The organism is Rhodobacter aestuarii (assembly GCF_900156655.1).
Taxonomy (GTDB): domain Bacteria; phylum Pseudomonadota; class Alphaproteobacteria; order Rhodobacterales; family Rhodobacteraceae; genus Rhodobacter; species Rhodobacter aestuarii.
Window position 1 is genome coordinate 245266 of sequence record NZ_FTOG01000007.1, and the last position, 16994, is coordinate 262259.

The 16994-nt window shown below is 62.0% G+C and carries 14 protein-coding genes; 5 read left to right on the top strand and 9 right to left on the bottom strand.

The genetic code is table 11. From position 1 onward, the window contains the following. The first annotated feature begins 47 nt into the window (after positions 1-47). From fabA to BW967_RS11840, 3 genes are read left to right on the top strand one after another with little or no spacing between them, the layout of a single operon-like run. The gene (gene fabA, locus BW967_RS11830; protein ID WP_076485271.1) at positions 48-557 is read left to right on the top strand and encodes a bifunctional 3-hydroxydecanoyl-ACP dehydratase/trans-2-decenoyl-ACP isomerase; all 510 of its coding nucleotides are present in this window, start codon (positions 48-50) and stop codon (positions 555-557) included. 23 nt (positions 558-580) lie between these two features. Beyond that, the gene (gene fabB / locus BW967_RS11835; RefSeq protein ID WP_076485272.1) at positions 581-1810 is read left to right on the top strand and encodes a beta-ketoacyl-ACP synthase I; all 1230 of its coding nucleotides are present in this window, start codon (positions 581-583) and stop codon (positions 1808-1810) included. Positions 1811-1825: 15 nt separating this feature from the next. Next, positions 1826-2614 (top strand): enoyl-ACP reductase FabI, encoded by a 789-nt coding sequence (locus BW967_RS11840; RefSeq protein ID WP_076485273.1) that lies wholly within the window; start codon positions 1826-1828, stop codon positions 2612-2614. A 28-nt stretch (positions 2615-2642) separates the two neighbouring features. Here BW967_RS11840 and BW967_RS11845 read toward each other — a convergent pair whose 3' ends face one another. After that, positions 2643-3245 carry a hypothetical protein gene (locus tag BW967_RS11845; RefSeq protein ID WP_076485274.1) on the bottom strand — a complete coding sequence of 201 codons (603 nt, stop codon included), beginning with the start codon at positions 3243-3245 and terminating at the stop codon, positions 2643-2645. 61 nt (positions 3246-3306) lie between these two features. On the opposite strand from BW967_RS11845, the gene BW967_RS11850 reads away from it, so the two are divergent. Continuing rightward, positions 3307-4149: an alpha/beta fold hydrolase gene (locus BW967_RS11850; RefSeq protein ID WP_076485275.1), complete on the top strand. Its 843-nt coding sequence runs from the start codon at positions 3307-3309 to the stop codon at positions 4147-4149. On the opposite strand, the gene BW967_RS11855 is transcribed toward BW967_RS11850, so the two are convergent. The 8 genes from BW967_RS11855 to BW967_RS11890 form a co-directional block, all read right to left on the bottom strand. Then, a complete protein-coding gene (locus BW967_RS11855) occupies positions 4139-7474 on the bottom strand; it encodes an efflux RND transporter permease subunit (RefSeq protein ID WP_076485276.1) in 3336 nt (1111 codons plus the stop codon). The genes BW967_RS11850 and BW967_RS11855 overlap by 11 nt on opposite strands. Before the next feature lie 13 nt (positions 7475-7487). After that, positions 7488-8966 carry an efflux RND transporter periplasmic adaptor subunit gene (locus BW967_RS11860; protein WP_076485277.1) on the bottom strand — a complete coding sequence of 493 codons (1479 nt, stop codon included), beginning with the start codon at positions 8964-8966 and terminating at the stop codon, positions 7488-7490. 97 nt (positions 8967-9063) lie between these two features. After that, positions 9064-10107 (bottom strand): sugar-binding transcriptional regulator, encoded by a 1044-nt coding sequence (locus tag BW967_RS11865; protein WP_245826540.1) that lies wholly within the window; start codon positions 10105-10107, stop codon positions 9064-9066. Beyond that, positions 10068-11540 carry an FGGY family carbohydrate kinase gene (locus tag BW967_RS11870; protein WP_076485278.1) on the bottom strand — a complete coding sequence of 491 codons (1473 nt, stop codon included), beginning with the start codon at positions 11538-11540 and terminating at the stop codon, positions 10068-10070. Before BW967_RS11870 ends, BW967_RS11865 begins: the two co-directional genes overlap by 40 nt. 276 nt (positions 11541-11816) lie before the next feature. Further along, positions 11817-12389, bottom strand: coding sequence for a PqiC family protein (locus tag BW967_RS11875; RefSeq protein ID WP_076485279.1), 573 nt, complete (start codon positions 12387-12389; stop codon positions 11817-11819). 3 nt (positions 12390-12392) lie between these two features. Beyond that, positions 12393-14501 carry an MlaD family protein gene (locus BW967_RS11880; protein ID WP_175610454.1) on the bottom strand — a complete coding sequence of 703 codons (2109 nt, stop codon included), beginning with the start codon at positions 14499-14501 and terminating at the stop codon, positions 12393-12395. Then, complete coding sequence (locus tag BW967_RS18530; RefSeq protein WP_076485280.1) at positions 14498-15130, bottom strand: paraquat-inducible protein A; 633 nt, start codon at positions 15128-15130, stop codon at positions 14498-14500. Before BW967_RS18530 ends, BW967_RS11880 begins: the two co-directional genes overlap by 4 nt. Further along, entirely contained in the window at positions 15103-15669 is a 567-nt protein-coding gene (locus tag BW967_RS11890; protein ID WP_245826541.1) for a paraquat-inducible protein A, read from the bottom strand. The genes BW967_RS18530 and BW967_RS11890 overlap by 28 nt, the downstream gene beginning before the upstream one ends. 208 nt (positions 15670-15877) lie before the next feature. Between BW967_RS11890 and BW967_RS11895 the strand changes: the two genes are divergently transcribed. Next, positions 15878-16801 carry a DUF6635 family protein gene (locus tag BW967_RS11895; protein ID WP_076485310.1) on the top strand — a complete coding sequence of 308 codons (924 nt, stop codon included), beginning with the start codon at positions 15878-15880 and terminating at the stop codon, positions 16799-16801. The last annotated feature ends 193 nt before the right edge of the window (positions 16802-16994 follow it).

Sequence of the window (16994 nt, forward strand, 5' to 3'; positions counted from 1 at the left end):
TAAGGGGGGTGCTAGAGGGGGTGAACAAAGTCAAGGGGGGAAAGCCGATGTCAGCCTATCCGACCAGCTTCGGCAAGGAAGATCTGCTCAAATGCGCGCGTGGTGAGCTTTTTGGGCCGGGCAATGCCCAGCTGCCCGCACCGCCGATGCTGATGATGGACCGTATCACCGAGATTTCGGAAGATGGTGGTTTGCACGGCAAGGGCCATGTTGTGGCCGAGTTCGATATCACCCCCGATCTGTGGTTTTTTGATTGCCACTTCCCCGGCAATCCGATCATGCCGGGCTGCCTTGGCCTTGATGGTCTGTGGCAGCTTACGGGTTTCAACCTTGGCTGGCGTGGCTGGCAAGGGCGGGGCTATGCGCTTGGCGTGGGCGAAGTGAAGCTCACTGGCATGGTGCGCCCCGATCGCAAAATGCTGACCTACAAGGTCGATTTCACCAAAGCCCTGCAAACGCGGCGGCTGACGATGGGCGTCGCCGATGGTATCGTCGAGGCCGATGGTGAAGTGATCTACGTGGTCAAAGACATGAAGGTCGCGCTCTCCGAGAGCTGACCCCGAAATTACAGGAGGCCCCCATGCGGCGTGTCGTTATCACCGGTCTGGGCATCGTCAGCCCCATTGGCAATAATGCCGAGGAAGTCACCGCAAGCCTGCGCGCCGGGCGCTCGGGCATTGTTTTTGCCCCCGAATATGCCGAGCGTGGCTTCCGCAGCCAAGTGCATGGCGCGCCGCAAATTGTGCTCGAAGACCATATCGACAAGCGCAACCTGCGGTTCATGGGGCGCGGCGCGGCCTATAACTTCCTGTCGATGGAGCAAGCGATTGCCGATTCGGGGCTGGAAGAAAGCGATGTGTCGAACCCGCGCACGGGTCTGATCATGGGCTCGGGTGGCCCCTCGACCTCCAACTTCTTTGATGCGCACCAGATCGTTGTGCAAAAAGGCTCGCCCAAGCGGATGGGCCCGTTCATGGTGACGCGCTGCATGTCGTCCACCAACTCGGCTTGCTTGGCGACGCCTTTCAAGATCAAGGGTGTGAACTATTCGATCACCTCGGCTTGCTCCACCTCGGCGCATTGCATCGGCAATGGTGTTGAGCAAATCCAAATGGGCAAGCAAGACATCGTCTTTGCGGGCGGCGGCGAGGAACTCGACTGGACGCTGAGCTGCCTGTTCGACGCGATGGGCGCGATGTCGTCGAAATACAATGACACGCCGACCACCGCGAGCCGCGCCTTCGACGTGACGCGCGATGGTTTCGTGATCGCGGGCGGCGGTGGCGTTGTGGTGCTTGAAGAGCTTGAGCATGCCAAAGCGCGCGGCGCGAAAATTTATGCCGAAGTCACCGGCTACGGTGCCACCTCGGATGGCTACGACATGGTGGCCCCCTCGGGCGAGGGTGGCGAGCGCTCGATGCGCCTTGCCATTGGCACGCTGCCCGAAGGCCGCAAGATCAGCTACATCAACGCGCATGGCACCTCGACTGTTGCGGGCGACGTGACCGAGGTGGAAGCGGTGCGCCGCGTCTTCGGTGAAGGCAATGTGCCGCCGATCTCCTCGACCAAATCGCTGACCGGACACAGCCTCGGCGCGACCGGCGTGCATGAAACGATTTACTCCCTGCTGATGATGCAGGGCAAATTCATCACCGGTTCGGCCAATGTGACCGAACTGGACCCGGCGATCAAACCCGAGGAAATCTGCACCGAAACGCGCGAAAACGTCGAATTCGACTCCGTGCTTTCCAACAGCTTCGGTTTCGGCGGCACCAACGCCACGCTGGTGATGAGCACCTATCGCGACTGATCTTGCAGGTTTGACATGGCGGATTTGATGAAGGGCAAGCGCGGGCTTGTCATGGGCGTTGCCAACGAGCGCTCGATTGCTTGGGGCATCGCCTCGGCTTTGGCCGCAGAAGGGGCAGAGCTGGCGTTTTCCTATCAGGGCGAAGCGTTCGGCAAGCGGGTGGAACCGCTCGCCGCCTCGGTGGGCGCGTCTTTGCTCGTTGATGTAGACGTGAACGACGATGCCTCGCTTGATGCCGCCTTTGCGAAGCTGAAAGAGGAATGGGGCACGATTGATTTCGTGGTCCATGCCATCGCCTATTCGGACAAGAACGAGTTGACGGGGCGTTTCATCAACACCTCGCGCGAGAACTTCAAAAACTCGCTGGCGATCTCTTGCTACAGCTTCATTGACGTGGCGCGCCGCGCCTCCGAACTGATGCCCGAGGGCGGTTCGCTGATCACGCTCACCTATGGCGGTTCGAACCGGGTGACGCCGTTCTATAACGTGATGGGTGTGGCGAAAGCGGCGCTGGAAAGTGCCGTGCGCTATTTGGCCAACGACCTTGGCCCGCAAGGCATCCGCGTCAATGCGATCTCGCCCGGCCCGATGAAAACGCTCGCGGGGGCCGCCATTGGTGGCGCGCGCAAGACCTTCCGCCATACCGAGGCAAACAGCCCGATGCGCGCCAATGCGACGCTTGAAAGCATCGGCGGCACGGCGGCTTATCTGTGCTCAGATTACGGGGCGTGCACCACGGGCGAGGTGCTGATGGTCGATTGCGGCTACCACGTGTTGGGCATGCCGCAACCGGAAAACATCTAAGCGAAATGGGCGCCTTCGGGCGCCCTTTTTAATCGGTGTCTTGGTCCAAATCGCGCAACGCGCGGCGCAGTTTCGGGCTTTGCTTTTGGAACCCCTCGGCATCGCCGAAATCGCAGAAATTGCCGTAATAGGGATGCACGCCCTTCACCCGCTGGGCATGTTTGATCGGGCACCAATATTGTTCGGTCCGCGCGGCGACCTCGCGCACATAGGACACAACGCCATTGCCATAACCGCAATACATGCAGTTCACCTTCTGCACGATGTTGAGATAGGCAAGGTTCTGGCGGTCAATCACCACATGATCGCGCCGTTTCACCAGCGCGATGCCGTAAACCGGAAAACAGACGCGCTGATAAATCGTCACGAACAGATCCAGCAGCACAAACGGGATGAAGACCGCATAGATAAAGGGGGCGGTCAGCACCACCAACAGCCGGGTGCGGCGCAAAAACAACCACCATCGCACCCGTGCCATACGGTGCGCATCGCGCACGCCTTCTTCAAACTCGATCCGGCCTTGGGTGAAGCGGTAGCGCCATTGCGCGCGGCTTTGCTCCCAAGCCTCTTCGACCTGCGCCTCTATCTCGGCAAGGCGCGCTTGCAATTGTTCTAGCCTGTTGTCGCTCATGGTTTTCCCCGCCCCAGTCGCTATGATGGCGTGATAATGCGCGCATCATGGGGGGAAGGCTATGGAGTTGCAGCAGTTTATCGCGCCCGACGGGGCAAAATTGGCATGGCGTGATCAGGGCGAAGGCGCGGCGTTGATTATGTTGCCGGGGCTCACGCGCACGGGGGCCGATTTTGACTATCTGCTGCCGCATCTGCCGGGCGGGCTGCGGGTGATCCGCCCCGATTATCGTGGCCGGGGTGGCAGCGATTGGACAGGGGCCGCCAGCTACACCGTGATCCAAGAAGCCGCCGATCTGGTGGCGCTGATGGATCATCTGGGGCTCGAGAAGGCGGCGCTGCTGGGCACCTCGCGCGGCGGGATGATCGCCATGTATATGGCGGCGGTGCCCGAGATGCGCGCACGGCTTACGGGCATTTGTCTCAATGATATTGGCCCGGTGATCGAACATGACGGGCTGATGCGGATTTTTGATTATCTGGGCCGCAATCCGGTCGCCAAGACCTATGCGGAGCTTGCCGAGGCTTTGCCGCGCCTGATGGCAGGCTTTGCCAATGTGCCCGCCAGCCGTTGGGCCGAAGAGGTTACGCGGCACTATCATGAGACCGCGCAGGGGCTGCGTATCAATTACGACCCGGCGTTGCGCGAGTCTTTCCTTGCGGCCTTTCAGGGCGGTAAGGTGCCAGCGGCTTGGCCGCTTTTTGAGGCCTGCGCGGGCCTACCTTTGGCGCTGTTGCGGGGCGCGAATTCAGACCTGTTGAGCCGGGATACGGTGGCCGAAATGCGCCGCCGCCGCCCCGATATGCTGTTTGCCGAGGTGCCCGACCGCGCGCATATCCCGTTTCTCGATGAGCCCGAGAGTATCGCGCTCATCCGTGAGTGGCTGGCTCAGATCAGCGCCTGAGCCTCGGCGCCAACCCACCCCAAAGCGCCATAAGCGCCGCCGCCAAAACCGAAAGGCCCACCGCAGCGGCCAAGAAACTTGCGGTGTCCAAGCTGCCCGCTTGCAACCATGCCCAAGCGAGCATGGCTTGCCCCACAACCACGGCCCCCATCGCCCCCCAAAGTCCTTGCCGAACAGCGGCGGGGCTTTGCGGTGCTTGGGCAAGCCGTAGCGCGGTTTTCAGTGCCAGCGCGGCATCATGGCGGATCACCATCAGCGCGGGCACCAATGTGAGCACAATAAAGAACCCGGTGCTCAGGCCATAAACCAGCGTCACCACCGTGGGTTTGAGAAACAAAGATTGCCGACTTTGTTCAAACATCAGCGGCGCAAGTCCCAAGACGGTGGTGAGTGTGGTCAGCATAATTGGGCGTAGCCGCTCGCGCGCGGCGATGCGCGCGGCCACCGCCATCGGCAGGCGTTTGGCATAGTCTTGGATCGTGGTCACCAAGACGATGGCATCGTTGATAATGATCCCCGACATGCCGATTAGCCCGATGATCGTGAAAAGCGACATGGCAAGGCCGAAGTCCAGATGCCCCCAGACCGTGCCAATCAGGCCAAAGGGGATCACGCTCATCACAATGACCGGCGTGGTCCAACTGCCAAAAATCCAGCCGAGCACGAGGTAAATGCCCAAGATACACATGGCAAAGCCCAAGATTGCCTCATCCAAGAAGGCATCTTCTTGCAGCGCCAGCCCGCCCAGATCCCAATCAAGGTTGTAGCGTTCCGCAATGCTGGGCAGGATCTCGTTTTGCAGCGTGCGGGCAATTTCGCTGGCGCGTTCGGGATTATCTTCCGACAAAGCGCCTGTGACGGTGATCAGCCGCCGCCCGTTTTCACGGTTCACGGTGGAAAAGGCGATTTCGCTTTTGGCCGTCACAATCTCGCCCAAGGGCACATAGGCGCCCGCTGGGCTGCGCATCAGGGTGGATTGCAGGAAATCGGCGTTTAGTTCGGCCTTTGGCGCGCCCACCTCAATCGCTGTGGTGCGGGTGCCTGCGGGAAATTCTGCCGCTGTGATGCTGCCCAGCCGGGCAAACAGTTCTGCCCCAACGGCCTCGGTGGAAAAGCCAAGCGCCTCGCCTGCGGGGGTGAGCGTCAGCGTGACATCGTTTTTGCCATAGGGCAGGCTGTCTTGCAGCCCCGTCACTTCGGGAAAGGCGCCAAGCGCGGCCATCAGGTCTTCGGCGGCGGCTTTGAGGGTGAAACTATCCGCCCCGTAGAAATTCACCGAAAGCGAGTCGCCTCCCGGGCCCAGGCCCTGCGTGCGGAAGTTCAAGATCGCCAGACCGGCGGGGCGGTTGAGTTCTTGCTGCACCTCGCGCACAAATTCGAGCGCGGTGAAATTGCGTTCATCCGCCCCCACAAGGCCAATGTCGATGGCGCCCAGCGTGTCTGGGTCCATCGTTTCTTCGCCGGGCAGGCCCTTCGCGGTGGTGCCGCCCACTTGGGTCAGCGCATGCACCACCGGGTTGATGCCGCTTTCGGCCTCGTGCCGTTTTGCCACCACATCGACCGCGCGGGCCAATTCGCGGGTCATTGCGCGGGTTTCTTCGCGCGTCGCGCCGGGCAGGAAGGCGAAATTGCCGCCGACCGAGCCACTTTCCGGCGCGGTGAAGAAGGTCCAGACCACCTCGCCGCGCAAGATCATCGCAACCGAGAAAGACAGCACCACGATCATGGCTGCCGCCACAAGGTAGCGCAGCCGGATCACCCAGCCGATCAGCGGCTCAAATACCCGCGCCGCCATCACGTCAAAGCCGTGGTTGAACCAGGCGCTGGGCTTGTCATACCAGCGCGGACGGTCACTGGCGGCGAGCGCGTGATACATGTGATTGGGCAGGATCAGGAAGCTTTCGACGAGCGAGGCCAAAAGCACCGCCGAGACAACAAAGGGAATGTCGATGATCAGGCTGCCAAATTCGCCGCCCACGAACAAAAGCCCCAAGAAGGCCAAAACCGTGGTGGTGGTGGAGCTGAAGACCGGGCCCAGCATCCGACGCACCGCCTGCACCGGCGCCGAGGCGGCATCCGCCCCGCGATGGCGGTAGCGAAAATCGGCATGTTCGGCAACCACGATGGCGTCATCGACCACGATGCCAAGCGTGATGATCAGCGCAAAAAGCGACATCATATTGATGGTCAGCTCCATCGCATACATCGCGCCAATGGCCGCCAGCATCGAGACGGGAATGCCCATCGCCACCCAAAGTGCGGTGCGCGCCGACAGGAACAAAAAGAGCGTGCCGAGTACCAGAATAAGCCCGGTCAGGCCGTTTTGCATCAGCACATCAAGTCGGTCGGTGATGTCTTGCGCGCGGGTGTTGACAAGGCGGATGTCCACCCCCTCGGGCAATTCGGGGCGCAGGCTCTCTGCCAAGGCGCGCACTGCGGCCTCAATCTTGATTGCATCGCCTTCCGAGGTGCGATCTACCCGGATCAGAACCGCAGGTTGATCATTCAGGTAATAGGCGCGCTCCGCATCGGCGCCGGTGACCGAAACTTTCGCCACATTGCGCACATAAAGCTTGGAGCCATCGGGGTTGGTGCGCAGCACAAGGTTGCGAATGCGCTCTGCTTCGCGCGCCTCATCGCCCGCGCGCAGCCGCGCGGCACTTGCCGCCATATCGCCTGCGGGGCGCGCCTCCACTTGGCGGGCAATCGCGTCAGCAATATCGCGCAAGGTGATGTCATGGCGCAGCCGCGCCAGCTCTGGCACCGAAACCTCGATTTGCGGGGCCGCGACCCCGGTGATGGTGGTGCGGGTGATCCCGGCGCGAAACAGCCGCGCCACGAAATCATCGCCCAAACCCGCCAGTTGATCGGGTGCAATCGGGCCAGAGATCACCACATCGGTGACCTTGTCCTTCCAAACCCCGCGCCGCACCACGGGTTCTTCGGCGGTATCGGGCAGGGTTTTCACCGTTTCGACGGCGGCTTTCACATCCTCGGTGGCCCGCGCCATATCCCAGCCGGGTTCAAGCGTCAGGGTGATCGTCGTTGCGCCTTCCTTGGAAACAGCGGCGGAACTCACCACCCCCTCAACGCCCTGAAGGGCCGGGTCCAAAAGAGCAACAACGGCATTATCAAGCTCTTCGGGGCCTGCGCCGTCCCACTCCACGCTTACGGTGACCGTGTCGATCACCACATCGGGAAAGAACTGCGAGCGGATCTTGGTGGTGGCAAAAAGCCCAAGCGCCAGCATTACCACCATCAAAAAGGTGGCGGCGGTGGCGTGGCGGGTGAAATAGGCAAGAATGCCGGTGTCGTTGCGCTCCATCAGCTTGCCCCTGTCACTGGCTTTCAGCCATTTTGGCTTCAAACTTTTCGACCGTGGCGCGCGGGACCGCCTCGCGGCTGAGTTCCTCTAGGAACTTCTCACGCATCTCAGGTTTCATCGTGGCACTGGCTTCGATGAAGGCAATGATCTTGGCGCGGCGTTCGGGGTTTAGTGTGACCGTCTCCGCCTCGGGGGCAGGCGCCGGGGCCGCACCGGGCGCAGGCGGCGGGCCGACGGGGGTGACCTGAATACCCGCCCCCAATTGCAGCGCGCGGCGCTCCACATAGCTGCGGCCAAAGGGCACCTCGCCCACGATCAACCTATCGCCTTGCTGGCGCAGAAGTTTCGCTTGCACCTCTTCCAGCCGGTTGCCTTCGCCCAAAAGCAAGATGCGCCCATCGGCAGAGGCCGCCGCCGCCGGGATCATCGCGACATTGCTGAGCGGTTTTTCCGCGACCTCAACACTGACAAAATCACCGGGGCGGATTTGCGTCGGGTCCGGCTCAACCAGCCGCGCATAAACGAGCCGCCCCACTTGCCCGGTGCCGGTTTCGGCCCCGGCACGTTCCAACGTGGCTTGCCACGTGCTGCTTTGCTGCCCGCTTTGCGCCCGGATCGTTACTTCTGCTTTGCGCAAATTGCCTTGCCCATTCAAAAGCCGCGAAAACTGGGTGTTGGTGACACGGAAAGCCACCTCAAGGGCTGCCGGGTCCAGAAGGCTCGCCAGTTTTTCGTTGGCAGAAACCAGCCGCCCCTCGACCGCCGCCACCTCGGTGACTTGGCCCGCGAAAGGCGCGCTCACCGTGGCATCGCGCAAGGCGCGTTCAGCATCGGCCAGCGCGATTTTGCGCCGATCAAGGGTGATTTTGGCTTGAGCGAGCCGCGCTTCATCCCCGGCGACAATTTGCAGGCGGTTCACCCATGTTTGCTCAGCAGCGGCCTTGGCAAGTTTTGCCGCTTCCAGATCGGCTGCGGTAGAGACACCCCGATCTGCTAAACCTTTCTGGCGGGTGGCGGCCTCGGCCCGAATATCGCGTTGCTCTTGCGCGACAGCGGCTTCCATCCGCGCGAGTTCCAGCGCAGAGCCTGCCTCGGCCAGTTCGGCTTCGGCCTCGCGCAGGTCATTCGCGGCGAGTGCAACCGCACTTTCGAGCCGGGCCGGGTCAATGCGGAACAGCAATTCGCCTGCTGCAACCGCGCCGCCATCGCGGAAATTTGGCGAAAGCTCCACCACGGTGCCCGCCACCGCGCTGCGCAATTCAAGGCTACGACCACTTTCCACCAAACCATAAGCGGTGATGATTGGCGTCACCTCTTGCGCAACAAGCGGGGCAACGGTGACCGAATAGGCGCGCTCGCGCGGGGTTTTGCCGGGGGGCGTGATGCGCGGGCCGGTCGCGGCGCTGTAGATCATATTGCCAGCAACCAACAGCAGCGCGAGGCTGATGCCCCAGATTGCCACGCCAAAGGCGGCCCGATTGATGCTTTTCACGATGCGCTCCTGAACGTTCCGACCCGCCAAAAGGATAGGCGGGGTTCAGGGCTTTCTCCAAGGGGGCTTTGATGCAGGAACGATATTTATTTTGATCTTAGAATGTGTCGGCGAGGGCCGCAGTCTCGAGCCCTTCGTGCGCCAACAGCCGTGCGGCTGTGAAGCGATCGGTCACCAGCACGTCAATCACTCCGGTGCGCAGCGCGCCCGCAATCGCCGCGACTTTGCTTGGCCCCCCGGCCAAGGCCAGCACACGATCCACTTTTTGCAGCGCATCAAGCGGCATCCCGATCACGCGTTCATCAAGCGCGGTGATCACGGGCTGGCCCTGCGCATCAAAGAAGCGCAGCCCGATGTCGCCCACCGCGCCCGCCTCGGCCTCTTCTTGCAATTCGGGCGCGGAGAAAACGTTGCCCGAACGCGCCAGCATCCGCGAAGGTTCGATGCTGCCGATGCCGATCACCGCTAAAGTGACGCGCGAAAACAGTTCCAACGTTGCGCGGACGTAAGGGTCAGAGATCATCGCGTCTTTCGCCGCGCGCGATTGCGCCACGCCCGGCGCGGCCAGCAAGCGCGGTTCCGCGCCCGTGAGTTTGGCAAGCCGGGTGGTGAGTTGTGTCGCCTCCGATTGCATCGCGGGTTCCCCCATGCCGCCCAAAATCTGCACCACAAAGCGCGCTTTGGGGCCTTTCAGCGGATGGATGTTGTCGACCATTTTCAAGATGGTTTCCGACCAGCTAGAGACGCCGATGATCTCATCTGCCTGCATCGTGGCTTCCAGAAAATGCGCTGCCGCCTCGCCAATGCGCGCCATGATCGCCCCATCGCGCTCTTCCGTACAAGGGACGACAATGGCCTCATGCAGCCCAAAATGGGTGCGCAGCGCGCCTTCTAAGGCGGAATAAGTGCCCGGTGGCGCAACAACGGTGGTGCGCACGATCTCTTCTTCGACCGCGCGTTTGAGCATCCGCGAGACGGTGGCTTGCGACACCCGCAGATGTTTGGCGATCTCGGCCTGACGTTGCTTTTCGACGTGATACATCTGGGCAACGCGGGCGATCATCCGCAATTCGTTGCTGCGCGACACCGGGGCGGGCTCCGTCAGGTCCGCGCGGTGGCGCGCCGGATCGCGCTGCCCCATGTGGCGAGCGCCTCGGCCCGCTTTTCAGAGGCCATCTGCGGGGCCAGCGCCGCATCATGCGGTTCAAGCTGCGCCACGGTTTCAAGATCTGGCCACAGCCCCACAGCAAGACCCGCGAGATAGGCCGCGCCGCGCGCCGAGGCATCGGGGCTTTCCGAGGTGGTGACCGCATGGTCGATAATGTCGGCCACCATCTGCATCAGCTTGCGGTTTTGGCTCGGGCCACCATCAACGAAAAGGCGACCGATCTCTTGGCCGGCATTTGCGCGCACAATCTCGAACACGTCATTGACCTGATAGGCGATGCTTTCCACCGCCGCGCGCGCCACATGGGCGGGGCCTGCGCCGAAGGTCAGGCCCGAAATCAGCCCGCGCGCTTCGCTATCCCAATGCGGCGAGCCAAGGCCCACATGCGCGGGCACGAGCGAGACGCCAAGGGTCGTATCCAATGTTTCCGCCAAAGCGATCAACGCATCCACCGAGGGCAGGCCCAAAAGATCGGCCGTCCAAGGCAGGATCGAGGCAGAGACCAAGATATTGCCCTCAAACGCATAGGTGATCTGGCCCGCATATTTCCAAGCGATCGTGGTGGTGATGCCTTTGGGCGGTATGACAAACTCGGGCACGGTGGTCATGATCGAAGAGCCGGTGCCAAAGGTCACTTTGCCATCGCCCGCTGTATGCGCGCCATGACCGAAAAGCGCGGCATGGCTGTCGCCAATCGCGGCCGCGACGGGCAGACCATCGGGCAGGCCTGCCACGCCACTGGTGGTGCCAAAGACGCTCGCACTGTCATAGACATTGGGCAGCATCTGCATATCAACGCCAAAGAGCGCGCAAAGCTCCGCATCCCAAACGCCTTCGGCAATGTTGAACAATTGCGTGCGCGCGGCGTTCGATGCATCGGTCGCATGCACGGTGCCGCCGGTGAATTTCCAGATCAGCCAGCTGTCTACCGTGCCGATGCAAATGTCCTCCGGGGCGCGGCCTTGGGCATGGTTTTCCAACAGCCAGCCGACCTTGGTGGCGGGGAACAATGGGTCAAGCGGCAGGCCGGTGCGGGCGATCACCTGATCTTCTTTGCCCGCGGCTTTGAGCGCCTCGCAAGCTGCGGCAGAGCGGCGGCATTGCCACGTAACCACGGGGCCGAGCGGTGCGCCCGTGGCGCGATCCCAGATCAGGATCGACTCGCGTTGGTTGGATATCCCGATCGCCGCAATCTCGTTGCCCGGAGCCTTTTCAAGGCAGGCGCCAATCGCCGCAACCGTTGCGGCCCAAATCTCTTCCCCGTCTTGTTCCACCCAACCCGGCTGTGGGTGGCGAATGGGCACCGGTTGCGACCCGGTGGCGAGCACCGCACCGGTTTGGGAAAACAGGGCCGCCTTGGAGTTGGTGGTGCCTTCATCAATGGCAAGGATCGTGCGCGCGGTCATGGCCGGACCTCAAAATTTGCGGGCGAGGGGGTAGACGGGCCGCGCCGCTCCCGCGGCGGCGCAGTGTCATGGCCGCAAGGCGTGAAGTTTCTTGCGGCACTGAATAATAATTCCACCATAACTAGGCATTCGTGCCGCTGAGCTGTCAAGGCGCCAGCGCGGGGAATTATTTGGCCAAATCTGTGCGGCGGTTGTGGTGAGTGGAATTGGGTGCCTCGGCACAAGCCATGGCAAAGCGCCCGCGAGACGCGGGCGGTTTGGTACTTTATTTGTGAATTAGTCGAGCGCCGCGATCTGGCGGGCAAGTTGTTGGAGCGCGCGGGCTTGGGCGGCGGCTACCGCGGCGGGGCCTTGGCCCTCAAGTGGGACAGAAATGTTGAAGCTGCGCGCCACATCGCGCCCCGGGCCCATCACGGGTGTCACAAAATACTGCCCGCTCAGGTGAAAAAGCCCGTCCGCCCCGGCCAAAATCTGCGAAACGCGGATGTTCAATTCGCGGTCTGGCCCTTGGCTCAGCGGCCAAGGTTCGGGCACTGCCGTCGCCCCGCTCAGCGCCGAGATTTGACCCGCCAGCACGCGCGTGACCGCCGCAGCAGGCGCATCGGCCCAAAGCGCGTAGGGCTGGGCGCGCAGCGCGCCATCGGCCTCTTGCATCGTGACTTCGGGCGCGGTGGCATATTGTGGCAGCACGACCTCGCGCAGTTCCACCCGGCCCAAACGGTTGGGAAGCTCTTCACCGGGCAAAGGCGGTTCCACCAGATAAAGCGCCGAATTATCTCCGCAGCCAGCCAGCGTGCCGCAGACCAGAAGGCTCAGGATCAGGGTCTTGGTGCCAAGGGGAAATGTCATGTCTTACCGCCCGAGAATGATGGATTGCGGATTGCGCTGAATCATTCGGATCAGCGTGTCGAAAGAGGCGGCGGTTTTGCGCAATTGGCGCAGGGTCGCCACCGTCTCGGTGTTGAAATCAGACCGCTCACCATAGCTCGCCAAAACGCCATCCAAATTGCGGATCACCCGTTCCAGCTTGGTGGTCAGGTCTGGCAGTTTGGTGCTGGCCTCGGCCACCGCATCGGCGGCCTCGCGCGCCGAGCCAAGGGTTTGGTTCAGGTTCTCTGTGGCCCCGCCTTGCTCAAGATCTTTGAGCATGACGGTGAGCGCATCCAAAGATTCAGTCAGCGATTTTGGCAGCGCTTCCATATCTGCCGAAGAGGCGAGCTTGTTGAGCGAGGCGGTCAGATCAGCGGCGTTTTGGGTGATTTCTTGCAATGGCAGCGTCTTTGCCGTTTCGCCAATCTCATTGAGCGTATCAATCAGCTTGGGCACGCCCGCCACGCTGTCTGTCACCGCCTGCGCGGCTTCGCTCGCTGTGGTCATGGCGCCGGTGATACTGTCCACCGTGCCCGCTTCGGCAAGATCGGCCATAAAGTCGCCGGTTTCCTCCAGCGCTTTGCGCAACGCGGCGGGGGCGGCTTGCAGATCGGGGGAGCTGATCACCCCACGCGCATCCTCGACAAGACCCAAGATTGCGCCGGGCACTTGTTGCGTTTCTTCCTGCCCGATCAGCTTCGTCGTGGTGTCGAGCAGCGAGATGGTCGAATCCATCACCTCTTCGATTGGCAGGGCATTGATACGCGCCAAAACACCCTCGGCCGAGGCCGAGAAGTCGGAAATATCCGGGGCGGTGGTCGGCAGCACCGGGTTTGGCTTGGCATCAAGGTCGATGCTGGCGGGTTCGGCATCTTTCACCGCGACCAGTTCGACCACGAGCGAGCTGCCAAGAAGCCCGCTGCTCGCCACCCGTGCGCGCAGGTTCTTTTGGCTGACCTCTTCCGAAAGCAGCGCGAGCACTGCCTCCGTATCGCTTTTGCGCGGTAATCCCAGCCGTTCGGGCGTCACCGCAAAGTCGACGCGCTGCACCACGGTTTCATCGCCCTCGGTCCCGGTGACCGTTTCGATCCCGATATTGATGATCTCACCGACTTTCACCCCGCGCAGGTTGACCGGATCGCCAAGCGCCAAGCCACGGATGGAGCCATCAAGCCGGATCGAAAGCGCGACGCGTGCCTCTGCCGTATCGGCAAAGATAGAATCGCGGGCGGTTTCTTCGTCGGTAAAGATCGGAAACGAGGGGCTGTCGCCGAGTGGGGCACCGCCCGTGACCAGCGTATTGAACTCCACCCCACCTTGGATCAGCGAAGACAGGCTGCGCACATTCAGTTTGACGCCCGAAGCCCCAAGCGAGACCGAAAAGCCCGAGGTGTTCCAAAATAGCGTCGAGGAGGTGAGCCGCTTATCATAAGGTGCCTCGATAAAGGCATTGATCCGCACCCCATCGCCGGTGGGGTTGACGCGCAGGTTGCGCAACTGGCCAACCTTGATGCCGCGATAGAGCACCGGCGCGCCTTCGATCAAAGAGCCGCCATCCGGTGCGGTGAGCGTGATCCATGTGCCCGAGCCCGGCGTAACGGCGAGCGGCGGCGTTTCCAGCCCCTTAAAAATCGCAGGCGGAGGGCCGGCAAAGCGTTTGTCCCATAGACCCTCGATAAAAGCGCCCGACAGAACCGTATCGAGACCGGAAATCCCGCTAAAGCCAATCTGCGGGCGCGCGAGCCAAAACTGCGCTTCGCTGTCAATATGCGCGGCCATGTCTTGATCCACGCGCACGGTCACAAGGGCGGCGGTCAGGTCTTCGGTAAAGCCCACCTTCTCGACCTTGCCGACCACGACTTGGCGATATTTCAGCACGGATTGTCCCGGCACCAGCCCGGCGGCATCAGAAAAGGTGATCTGGATCGGCACGCCCCGGTCGTGGAAGGTTTTCCACGCGACCCCAAGCGAGACGATCAAGGCCAAGATCGGCACCACCCAAACGATCGAAAATCGGCTCAGCCAAGAGGCCGGGGCGGCGGTGATCTCGGGCTGCGCGGGGGTGGAGGGCTGGTTTGGGTCGATACTCACGCGCTTGGTCCTTGGTCTTTTTCCCAAATCAATCTGGGGTCGAAACTTTGCGCCGCCAGCATGGTGAAGGCGACCGAAAGGGCGAACAGGGCGGCGGCAGGGCCGGGATGGATACTGACCACATAGCCCAGTTGCACCAGCGAAGACAGGATCGCGACCACGAAAACATCGACCATCGACCAGCGGCCAATGAAATCCATGATCTCGAGCAGTCGGTGTCGGCGGTGGCTGGAAAGCCGCGCATGGCTGCGCAGGCTGAGCGCCAAAACCGCAATCGCGATAAATTTGGCCATCGGCACCACGACAGAGGCGCCAAAGACAATGGCGGCCACGCCATAGGCATGGTGGTGAAGAAGCTCGACCACACCGCCAACAATGGTGTTTTCGGCCGTGCCGGTGGCCACGGTGGCGGTGCGCAGCATTGGGTAGAGGTTTGCGGGGATGTAGCAAATGACCCCGGCGGCCAACCATGCCCAGACGCGCTGGAGGCCGAAGCCGCGATTGGGCTCTAGCCGCCCGCCGCAGCGTGGGCAGATATGGGTTTGTCCGGGCGAAACCCGGCCACAGGCGCGGCATCCAATCAGCCCGGCGGCCTTGGCGGTTAGCGTGGGGTGTCGAGCGCTTGCCATAGGGTCCAATCGCAAATGAGATTGTCTTTCACGGTGACCACCACCACCAAAAGGCCAAAGGCCCAAAAGGCGGGGCCGAGTGTAACTGTGGCAAGGCCCGCCAATTTCACCAACGCCACCACAGCGCCCACAACGAAAATCTCGGCCATCGACCAAGGTTGAATGGCTTCAGAAAAATGCATTGCGCGGCGGGCTTGCGGCCACGGGCGGTGGCCTTGGGAAAGGGGCCAGAGCGTATAGATCAAAAGCGTGACCCGCAGCATTGGCAACACCACGATCAGTGCCATCACCGCCACGGAAAGCGGCAGCAAAAGCCCATCAGAAAATGCGAGCGCCGCGTCAAAAATCGAACTTGCATGGCTGATGCCGCCTGCCGAGATTTGCAAAAACGGAAAGAACACCGCCCCCACCATCAAGATCGCGACGGTGAGCGAAAGCGCGATCACCTTGGCAAAGATCTGTTTGCGCGGCGCGTAAAGCAGGTGGTGGCAGCGCGGGCAGCGGCAGCGCGTTTCGGAGGTGAGCTCTGGAACGCTCATGAGCAAGTCGCAGGCCGGGCAGGCGACCAGCGTTTCAAGCGGGGGCAATGCCGCTTGGGCCGTTGCAGGGGTGTTCGGTGCAGACATGGGGAAAGTGTAGTGCGCGGGCAAGGTCTCGGAAAGGGGTTTGCCGGGCTTCCATCTGGCGCGCGATGGATTACTTCTTTGCTATGGGCCGGATGGGCTGGCCCTTTTAGGAGCGCCGCCGGTGTCTTCTGTCGTGGAACAGACGAGCTATTTCGCCGAACGGCGCGCCCGTGTTGCGGGTTTTGTTGCGCAGCATTTGCAGGGACGCGGCAGTTTTCGGCTGCATGGGGCCGCGCTGGGCGCAGATGTTGTGCGCGCGCCGATCAATATCGTCCTCTCGCCGGTGCTTTTGCTGGTGCGGGCCGCGGCGCTGCTGCTGGACCGATTTGGCGCGTCGCAGGTCGCGCAATGGCTCCGCGCGCGCCCGATTTTGCTGCGCACTTCTGTTTCTGCACGGGTTGAAGCCGCGCTTTTGCGTGATTTGTTGGAGGTGCCTCTTGGGGACGACGCGACGCCAGCGCGCCATGAGATGACTAAAGCGCTTTGCAGCGCGCACCCGCTGGGGGATTTGATCCGCCAGCATGGGGAGGATGCGCCTTTGGTGGCGCAACGGGTGATGCGCGCGGTGGGGGAGTATACCGGCACCCGTTCTGCGGTGGCCGAGGGCACCACAGCCTTGTTGACGCTGGCGATTGGCGGGCTTTTATTTCACGCGCTGACACCGGGGATGATTTCGATGGCCCCCGATGTGGCCGAGGCTGTCTCCACCGAAACAGCGGTTTCCGCCTTTCCCTTGGGCGCGGCCTTGGGCGGGGTTTGGTATGGTCTGTTTCCGGCAGCACCGCCGGTTTGGATGATTGTCACGACCGGGCTTGCCCTCGTTTGCCTTGGTGCGGTGGTGGCGAGTTTCGCGGGGCTTTTGGCTGATCCGCTGCAAGCCGCATTTGGTCTGCATCGCCGCCGCTTGATGCGCTTGCTCGATACGGTGGAAAGCATCGTGGTGAGCACGAAAGAACGCCCCTTTGTGGCGCGCGAGCATTTGTTCGTGCGGGTGTTCGATTTGTGGGATGCGGCGCTGTCCGCTTTGCGGCTTTTTAAGGGGTGATGGGCGGGCGATAGGTCGCAGCCAGATCGGCGCTTGGCGCGGCTGTGGTTCTAGGAACCCTAGGGCAAGGGCGCTATCTTCGCGCCGAATTTGACCGAAAAGGAACCCCTCATGGCCGATCTCGACGACATCAAGGAAGGCAAGGATTTCGGGCTCGACCAGCCTGCCGACCTGCAAGGCTTCTACCTGAAAG